Source organism: Hymenobacter lutimineralis, assembly GCF_008271285.1.
GTDB lineage: Bacteria > Bacteroidota > Bacteroidia > Cytophagales > Hymenobacteraceae > Hymenobacter > Hymenobacter lutimineralis.
Genome location: NZ_VTHL01000015.1, coordinates 122055 through 129288, shown reverse-complemented (window position 1 = coordinate 129288; position 7234 = coordinate 122055). Strand labels below are relative to the sequence as shown.

The following is a 7234-nucleotide window of genomic DNA, read 5'->3' as shown; positions in this document are numbered from 1 at the left end:
GCCGGCTCAAAGAAGCGCGAGGCTTGGCCACCCGCTACGAGAAAACCGCCGCCTCTTTTTTAGCCGTCGCTCACCTGCTCGCCGCCCTGGATTGGATGCGCTGACTGTCCACACTCTCTAGTAGAAAGCTTTCTTTTCCTGCTTGGCGCGGTTGTGCTAGTTTCTCTTCAACGTAACGGTCATAAACTGGAAATGTCAATCTCTGAGTCATGGTTATGGACAGTTGTAGTTGCCGCTCTGTGTACTACCGCACTCCGCTTGTTGAAAAAAAAGTATCCTGCCGAGGAGAGGCAATAGCTCATTTGTGGCAATGAAATCAACTATGTCCCTCTGCCTCGTCATCGACGACATGCACCCCAGCTTGCCCGACTACCTGCGGGAGGCCGGGGTGGAAATGCACTACCGGCCCGATCTGACGGCGGCCGAAGTGCCGGCTGCCCTGGCCGCGCACCCCTACGACGGGCTCATGGTGCGTTCCAAGCTGCGCATCACGGCCGGGCTGCTCAGCCACGGCCCGTACCTGCGCTACGTGGCCCGGGCGGGGGCCGGCGTCGATAATATTGATGAGGCAGCGTTGGCGGCGGCCGGCATCACGCTGCTGAACGCGCCCGAAGGCAACCGTGATGCCGTGGGCGAGTACGCCATTGGGCTGCTACTGGCCCTGTTGCGCCACATCCCCCGCGCCCACCAGGAGGTGCAGACCGGGCAATGGCGGCGCGAGGCTAACCGGGGCGAAGAGCTGGGGGGCAAAACTGTGGGTCTCATCGGGTGCGGGCACATGGGCAAGGCTTTTGCGCGCCGCCTCGCTGCCTTCGGCTGCACCGTGCTGGCCTACGACCACGACTCTGCCTGTGACTACGGCCACTACGCCACGCCCGTTTCCCTGGCCGAGCTGCAGGCCCGCGCCCAGGTGCTGAGCCTGCACATCCCGTATTCGGCGGCCAACCACCACTTCATTGGTTCCACTTTGCTGCAGGGCTTCCGCAACCCCATCTGGCTGCTGAACACGGCCCGGGGAGAGGTGCTGGACCACGCGGCCTTGGTGCAGGAGCTCAAGTCGGGGCGGGTGCTGGGGGCCGCGCTGGATGTGCTGGAAAATGAAAAGCTGACCACGCTCACCCCGGAGCAGCAGGCCCGGTTCGACTTTTTGGCGGCTGCGCCCAACGTGGTATTGTCGCCACACGTGGGCGGGTGGTCGTACCAATCCTATGAGCGCATCAATCAGGTGCTGGCTGCTAAGATTCAGGCATTCCTTGCCAGCCGCTCAGCGGCCAACCAGTAGCTTTTTAGCCTGAATTGCGTGCCGATAACCGCTCAGCTGGTAACCTGACCGTTTGCGGCTCGGCGCCCGGGGCGGCAACGAGGGCTTAGCACTATTCGCGCCGGCTTCGTATATTTGCCTAAACCTGTTGGGGGAGAACGGCCAGCCACGCTGGCCGTTCTCCTTGTTTTTTGAGCTTACCATCACCCTACCATGGCAACCATAAATTACTATACTCCCGAAGGCCTGCAAAAGCTAAAGGACGAGCTGCAGGACCTCAAAATCCGGGGCCGCGCCAAAGCCGCCGAGGATCTGCGTGAGGCGCGCGACAAAGGGGACCTAAGCGAAAATGCCGAGTATGATGCCGCAAAAGAAGCGCAGGGCCTGCTGGAGCTGAAGATTTCCAAGCTCGAAGAAATTGTGGGGAATGCGCGCGTGCTGGATGAGTCGAACCTGGACACCAGCAAGGTGCTCATCATGAGCAAAGTGAAGCTCAAGAACCTGAAGAACAACATGGTGCTGGACTACACACTGGTAGCTGAAGAGGAGGCCAACCTGGCCGCTGGCAAAATCTCCGTGAAGTCACCTATCGGCAAAGGGCTCCTGGGCAAATCGGCCGGCGATACAGCCGAAATTACCGTGCCGGCCGGCAAGCTGCAGTTTGAAATCCTCGAAATCAGCCGCTAGATACGCCCTTGAAGCCTTGGTAGCTGTGTAGCTGCCGGGGCAGCCGGAGCAACAATGAAACCCGTAAAGCGACTAAGCCCAAGGCTTGGTCGCTTTATTTTTTGCCTTACTTTGGCCCGGGCCCGTTGCTGCGGTAATGGCCCTGTCCGTTCACCTCATCTTTTCCTCTGCATATGGCTTCTATCTTTTCCCGAATTGTGGCCGGTGAGCTGCCCGCCTATAAAGTGGCCGAAGACGAACACCATCTGGCTTTCCTCGACATTACCCCATTAGTAGAAGGCCATACCCTCGTTATTCCGAAGCGGGAAGTGGATTACATTTTTGACCTGCCCGCCGCGGAGTTAGCCGCTTTGCACCTGTTTGCCCAGCGCGTAGCCAAAGGCGTGGGAGCCGCCGTGCCGTGCAAGCGCGTGGGGGTAGCCGTAATAGGGCTGGAAGTGCCTCACGCCCACATTCACCTGATTCCGATGAAGCACGTCTCGGACATGAACTTCGCCAATCCCAAGATCAAGGTGGCCGAAGCCCGGATGCAGGAGCTAGCCGCCGCCATTGCCGGGCAGGTGCCCGCCGCGGCCGGAGAAGCGGCTTCCGCCCATTCATCGGCTAAGGGCGAGCGGGAAACCACCGAAACCCCAGCTGCTGATGCTACCGGTTCCGCCACGACCGATGCCTCCCTGACGCAGCTGCGGCAGCTTACCCAGGGCCTACAGTTTATCAGCGAGTCGGAAGCGCCGCTGGAAGCTGTCAGCTATGCCGCTCCCGCCGGTAAGCTCACCGACGCGACGCTGGCGCAGTTGGCCGGGCTGCCCGCCGAAACCCGCGTGGAAAAGCAGGAGCTGACGTATTTTCTGCGCAACCACACCGCCGACGATGGCGTGCTGGGCGATGCGGCCCTGGCCAACCGCTTCAAGGCGCTGCAGATGTACCTGAAGCAGGAACTGGAAGATGTGCAGGTATACCGCCTGGGCAGTGGGCCGCAGGTGCAGGTACTGGTGCTGGGCAAGACGGAGAGCGGCCAGCTGGCTGGCTTCAAAACTGTACTCACCGAAACCTGATGAGGCGTAGCAACTGCTGAGAGCATAAGCCACGGTAGCTTAGCCTGCTGACTGCGTTTTACTGCGGCCTTGTCGGCAGGCGCCGCCGCCGAATCCGGTTCTCGCGCTCAAACACCCGGATCAGCACAATAAAGTAGGAGAGCAGCAGCGGGCCGAGCACCAGGCCCAGAATCCCAAAGATTTCGACGCCCAGCACCACGCCCGCCAGCGTGATAAGCGGATGGATATTGCCGATGCGCCGGGCCAGCAGAATGCGCAGCAGGTTGTCGATGTTCATAATCACGATGACGCCCACCAGCAGAATACCCACGCCCTGGCCCGTGTAGCCCTGAGACAGTTTGATAATAGCCGCCGGCCCCCACACCAGGGGTGTGCCCAGCACGGGAATAAAGGCCATGAAAAAGCTGACCACGCCCCAGAACAAAGCATCCGGCACCCCAAATATCCAGAGCGTGAGGCCCGAGAGCAGGGCTTGCACCAGGGAAATCAGGGCCTGACCGATAACGTTGGCCTGCACGTTGTTTTTCAAGGAGTCACCCAACTCGTGCAGGGTATTGGGCCGAAAGGGCAGGTAGCGCCGCAGTCCTCGCAGAAAGCCGGCCTCCTGGGTGTACATAAAGTACAGGGTGAACAGCATCAACCCGATAACAACGGCAAAGTGCAGCAGGCCCGAGGCCAGGGACGGAATGCGCTGGCTAAGCCAACTGACGCTTTGCTGCACCAGGCTGCGCACATTCTGCTCGGTGGTGAGGGCGTAGCCAGCTTTTTGCTCGATTTTATGCAGCACGGCCATGATCTGGCTGGTGTCCTGGGCGTAAGCGCGGATGCGGCTGACGAGCATCAGCGTAAGGGCCGTAAAGGGCAGGATGATGACCACGAAAGCAAAGGTGAGCAGCCCGGTCGTGACCAGCTGCGGATGCCACCCCCGCCGGTGCACCAGGGCCGTAAACCAGGGCCGGAGCACTACATACAGGATACCCGCCCCCAGAAAGGCCGTGATGTAGCTGCCTAGCCCAATCAGAATCAGCGTGGCCAGCCCAATCAAACACAGAATCAGGAGCACGTACTGCTGACGGGCGGTGTAGATGTTGTCGGAAGAAGCCATAGCAGGAGTGGGAGGGAAGACGCCGGCAAATTACCAGCAATGCCTTCACAATAAGGTGCCGCTCAAAAAGACTTTCTGCTGGCTGGGAAGCGTAATGCTCTACAACGCCCCCGCCGCTACCCCGTGCACGGCCAGGGCCATCCCCAGCGCGCCCGTAACCATCCAGAACAGGCGGCTGACCCGCCGCTCCCATAGCAGCAGCTCGGTAGCCCGCGGCGACAGATGCCCACGGGCAAGCTGAATTTCACGTGGCGCCAAGCTAGGTGGCACAACCAAAGATGGCAAGCGAAAACGGCGGAGGAAGGGCATAAGCACGGGCAGTTGACGAGGTCAAAACTAGCCCGCCCCGTAAGCCATTTTCTTGATTGGAATCAAGAACTACCTTTTAACCGCGAGCTAAGCGGATGGCCGCTAAGACAAAAAGGCCTCTGCCCGGCTAACCCAGGCAGAGGCCAAATATGAGCTTAAGTAAGAAGCTTAGAGCTTGAACTGCGCGCACACCTTCACGCCAAAGCTTTTGGCCCCCGGCGGGTCCCGATAAGTGAGCCGGTGAATGAAGTCGACGCGCAGAATCTTGAAGATGTTTTCCACGCCGTACCCCAGTTCCACGTAGGGCGCCGTACCCAATGGCCGGAAGGTAGGCAGGGCTGCGCCGTTTTCGTCAACCAGCGGGGTGGCGTTGCGGTTGGCCTGACTTACACCCCCGTACAGCACGTTGCCCGATGCCAGCAGGCGCCAGTCGAGCTTTTTGAGCAGGGGCACGGAGTTGATAAACAGCCCCTCGAAGTAGTGCTCGAAGTGCAGGGAAGCGTACCGGTCGCTCACAAACTCGAAGTAGCGCATCAGGTTGTAGGCGCTGGTGGTGTAAATGGGCGACTCATTGCCAAGGTGGCTTTTCAGCACGGGGTAGGGAATGGTGCTAGGGATGTAGCCGGCGTCCACGATGTACTCGGTACGCCCGAGTTGGCCCAGCTGCAGGCTGTGGGTAACCAGCAGGTTGAACTTGTGATAGGCAAAGTCGCTGCCCAGCACGCCGTTGAAGCCCCGGGTATAGCGCAGCGTAAACACTGGCCACTTGGCCAGGCCCACGGCGTAGCGCCGGTTCTTGTTCTGAATCAGCGTTTCGTCCGGAGCGTAGCGCGACTCCAGGATAACCTCCGAAAGCGCGAACTTGTCGGCGGTTGGAGCCCCGGGCTGATGGTCAGCGCTGGTGTAGTAGGCAAAGTCGTAGAGCGGGTCGAAGCGCTGATGCCGGAGCGTAAGCTTCTGCGTAAAGCCGTGGAACAGGTCCGTCTGGCCCGAAAAGCCGGTTACTTGGCGCCAAAGCGGCCGGCCCGGCTTGATGTTGCCAAAGCGCACAGCCGCGTCGAACAGTGGGTTTTCAATGGCGTACCCATTATCGAGCAGGGCCACCTGGTCCACGTCGTGGCTGCTCTCAAACCCCAGCAGCGTCCAGTTGGGGCGGTTGAGGACGCGGTAGCCCGTGACGCCATACTTGAGGTCCTTGTCCTTGGTGCCGTAGGCCGCGTAGGTGCGCACAAACCAGTTGGGGTTTAGGTCGCCGCTGGTGCGGAAACCCACCTGGATGCGGCCGCCCTCTACGTTGTTGTAGGTAAAGACGCTGGGTACGGGGCCCAGCTCAAACTTGCCCACCTGCTTGTAGCCCGTCACCAGCAGGTCGGCCAGCTCCAAGGCCGAGCGTACCGAGCGCAGCTTACCCACCGAGTCGAGGGCGGTGAGGGTGCGGACTTCCTGGGCCGAGAGGGTGTCGGGCCGGTGCTGCTCCCAGAAGCCGGCCGGAATTTCCAGGGCATCGGGGGCGGAGGCAAAGGGCTGGTCGTAGAACTTGGCTTCGTGGGGTTGGTTGGTGGCGAAGTTAGAGTTGGTGGTGTTGAAGCGCACCAGCAGGCCGGTTTGCTTTTTGGTGGGCTTCAGGCCTACTACCACGCGGGTACGCAGCGGCAGCCAGGGCCCCGCCGAGCTGGGCGCCAAATCCTGAAACACCCGAATCTGGTCGACGAAGTTGATGTTGGCCTTGGGGTCCACGCTCAGATCCACCCGCCGCAGGGCGTAGGAGTCCATGGTAATCCAGATGCGCCCGGTAAATGCCAGGTCCTGGGCTCGGCGGGGCCACACCTTCAGCTGATAGCAGCGGTCCTTGCCCACGTACACCGAGTCTTCCAGGTCGTAATCGTAGGTGATGCGCCAGCCGTCGGCAATGGGCGAGACAAAGTCCTTGCCCATCACGATCTGCCAGTTGGGGTAGAAGTCGTAGTCCTGAAACGAAGAGCCCAGCACCTGCGACAACACCGAGCCGTCGCGCGGGGCCACGCCGTGCAGCTGGGAGTGCTTGATTTCCTCCCGCTCCCGCTTGGGTCGCTGCCGCACGTAATAGCGCGACAACACCTCGGAGGCAAATACCGGCACGGTGGGCTTGCCGCTGGCATTCCGTTCCATTTCGCCTACGCCCTGGGCCACGGAGGTCATGTCCCGGATAACCTTCTGGCGGGCCAGCCGGTCCGTCACATCTGAGAGGGAAACCTCTATTCGGTTATAGGAGTCGAACTCAAAGGCCTCCAGCTGGGCCTTGTCGTTCTGCTTTTTGTGGGCCTGCACCTTGCGCAGCACCGCAAACGCCGGGTTTTCCCCCGCGTGCACCACCACTTCGCCCAGGGAAACGCTGCTGCTGGGCAGGGCAAAGTTGACCGTCTGGCGGGGCGCTTTGCTGACGGCCCGGCTCAAGGGTCGGAATCCCACCGCCCCCGCCGATAGGGAGTCGATGCTGCGGTTAATTGTCAGCTGAAAATACCCTTCTTCGTTAGCCGTAATGCCCAGGCTGGTGCCGCGAACAAAGATAGAGGCGAAGGGAACTGCCTGCCCGGTCTTAGCCTCTGTTACGTGCCCGCTAAATACAATTTGTTGAGCCTGGGAACCGGTTAGCCCGATTCCAAGCATCAACACTACCAGCAGTAATACTTTTTTCATGCGCCTAAACTCCTCCAATACTTTGCAAAGGTAGTCGCAAAGTTCCGCTGTTTACTTTATTTCTGCTGCAAATGATTAATAAAAACCTGAATGATAGGCGGCTATAGGCATAGGTTTTCAACCTATGGTATGACAAGTTAC

Annotated in this window: 6 protein-coding genes; 3 read left to right on the top strand and 3 right to left on the bottom strand. The window is 60.1% G+C overall.

Going from position 1 to position 7234, the window contains the following annotated elements:
- Nucleotides 1-322: 322 nt before the first annotated feature.
- The 3 genes from FY528_RS14475 (at nucleotide 323) to FY528_RS21745 (ending at nucleotide 3003) form a co-directional block, all read left to right on the top strand.
- Nucleotides 323-1282 carry an NAD(P)-dependent oxidoreductase gene (locus tag FY528_RS14475; protein WP_149071751.1) on the top strand — a complete coding sequence of 320 codons (960 nt, stop codon included), beginning with the start codon at nucleotides 323-325 and terminating at the stop codon, nucleotides 1280-1282.
- 192 nt (nucleotides 1283-1474) lie between these two features.
- Nucleotides 1475-1948 (top strand): transcription elongation factor GreA, encoded by a 474-nt coding sequence (gene greA / locus FY528_RS14470; protein ID WP_149071743.1) that lies wholly within the window; start codon nucleotides 1475-1477, stop codon nucleotides 1946-1948.
- Nucleotides 1949-2121: 173 nt separating this feature from the next.
- Nucleotides 2122-3003, top strand: coding sequence for a nuclease A inhibitor family protein (locus tag FY528_RS21745; RefSeq protein ID WP_149071742.1), 882 nt, complete (start codon nucleotides 2122-2124; stop codon nucleotides 3001-3003).
- Between the two features lie 58 nt (nucleotides 3004-3061).
- On the opposite strand, the gene FY528_RS14460 is transcribed toward FY528_RS21745, so the two are convergent.
- The 3 genes from FY528_RS14460 to FY528_RS14450 all read right to left on the bottom strand — a co-directional run bounded on the left by FY528_RS14460 (nucleotide 3062) and on the right by FY528_RS14450 (nucleotide 7093).
- Nucleotides 3062-4108, bottom strand: a complete 1047-nt coding sequence (locus FY528_RS14460) for an AI-2E family transporter (RefSeq protein WP_149071741.1) — start codon at nucleotides 4106-4108, stop codon at nucleotides 3062-3064.
- 99 nt (nucleotides 4109-4207) lie between these two features.
- Nucleotides 4208-4366, bottom strand: a complete 159-nt coding sequence (locus FY528_RS14455) for a hypothetical protein (protein ID WP_168683000.1) — start codon at nucleotides 4364-4366, stop codon at nucleotides 4208-4210.
- Nucleotides 4367-4585: 219 nt separating this feature from the next.
- Nucleotides 4586-7093: a DUF5686 and carboxypeptidase-like regulatory domain-containing protein gene (locus FY528_RS14450; protein WP_149071739.1), complete on the bottom strand. Its 2508-nt coding sequence runs from the start codon at nucleotides 7091-7093 to the stop codon at nucleotides 4586-4588.
- Nucleotides 7094-7234 lie beyond the last annotated feature (141 nt).

Bases quoted from the DNA above. Each gene is read 5' to 3' on its own strand.
- FY528_RS14475 (WP_149071751.1), top strand. From the start codon at position 323: ATGTCCCTCTGCCTCGTCATCGACGACATGCACCCCAGCTTGCCCGAC.
- greA (WP_149071743.1), top strand. From the start codon at position 1,475: ATGGCAACCATAAATTACTATACTCCCGAAGGCCTGCAAAAGCTAAAG.
- FY528_RS21745 (WP_149071742.1), top strand. From the start codon at position 2,122: ATGGCTTCTATCTTTTCCCGAATTGTGGCCGGTGAGCTGCCCGCCTAT.
- FY528_RS14460 (WP_149071741.1), bottom strand. From the start codon at position 4,108: ATGGCTTCTTCCGACAACATCTACACCGCCCGTCAGCAGTACGTGCTC.
- FY528_RS14450 (WP_149071739.1), bottom strand. From the start codon at position 7,093: ATGAAAAAAGTATTACTGCTGGTAGTGTTGATGCTTGGAATCGGGCTA.